The sequence below is a fragment of the Oleiphilus sp. HI0061 genome, assembly GCF_001635675.1.
Genome location: NZ_LWFE01000167.1, coordinates 1 through 1,112, shown reverse-complemented (window position 1 = coordinate 1,112; position 1,112 = coordinate 1). Strand labels below are relative to the sequence as shown.

Annotated in this window: 2 protein-coding genes; both read left to right on the top strand. The window is 45.6% G+C overall.

The window, feature by feature from the left end; all coding sequences use genetic code 11:
- Positions 1–809 (top strand): Mur ligase family protein (locus tag A3735_RS01970; protein WP_156499327.1); only part of this gene is annotated, 809 nt, incomplete at its 5' end.
- Positions 802–1,112 (top strand): Mur ligase domain-containing protein (locus A3735_RS01965; protein ID WP_231882340.1); only part of this gene is annotated, 311 nt, incomplete at its 3' end. The genes A3735_RS01970 and A3735_RS01965, both read left to right, overlap by 8 nt.

The window sequence follows — 1,112 nt, the reverse complement described above, 5'->3', positions numbered from 1 at the left end:
CCTTTGCAGTACTAAATCGAGATGATGACCTGTTCAGCGATTTTAAAGCCGCTGTTACGCCAGGCACAAACATTACGAGTTATGCGGTTTCAAGTAAAGCTGCTGATGTTGCGGTATTGACGAACGAGCTTTCGTCATCGGGTATACACGCATTGATCAAGGCTTCAGTAGGTCAGGTAATGATCGACTCCCCATTGCTGGGCGAATTTAACTTAAGCAATTTGTTAGCTGTGCTTGCAGCTGCCACGGCGATGAACGACCTCGAAAGCGTTGAGTCGCGAGTTAAAAAGATTAAAGCGGTTGATGGCCGTATGGAAGTGCTTCGGTCTGTGAATCAACCTACAGTCGTAGTTGATTATGCACATACACCTGATGCTTTGGAAAATGTACTTAAAACGCTAGCGCCTCTTTGCAGTGGCTCTCTAAGGGTGATATTTGGTTGTGGTGGTGACCGTGATCAAGGAAAACGCGCCGAGATGGCAAGAGTTGCCGAAGCGTTTGCAGATGACATTGTCCTCAGTGATGACAATCCACGAGGAGAATCACCAGAAGCAATCATCGCAGATATTTTAGCGGGCTTTGCGCAGCCATCGAAGGTGGAAGTGATACACGAGCGACGAATGGCAATACAGAAAATGCTCGAAAAGTCAGTAGCAGATGATGTCATTCTTGTGGCGGGTAAAGGTCATGAAACGTGGCAAGAAGTGAAAGGTCAGCGCCACTACTTTAGTGATATCGAAACTGTGCGCGAATTGATTTCGGGAGCAGCTGTTCTTCCTAAGGCGCTAGAGGAGGTCATTAATGATTGATGTCATGACTTTCTCCTCTTTGGCTAAAGCTTTGCCGGGTACTTTATTGGGNGATGATACGGGCTTTACTTGCCTATCTATTGATTCACGTACCGTTAACGAAGGTGATGTTTACTTGGCCTTAAAGGGCGAAAGATTTGATGGGCATGAATTTATTGTTGATGCGCTGCGAAAGGGCTGTGCAGGTGTTATTGGCGAACAAGATTTAGCAAGTGTATCGCAGTATTTCGAAGATAAGGGGATGACAGCCAAACAGATTTCATATTTACAAGTTAACGATACTGACAAAGCGCTTGCTTCAAT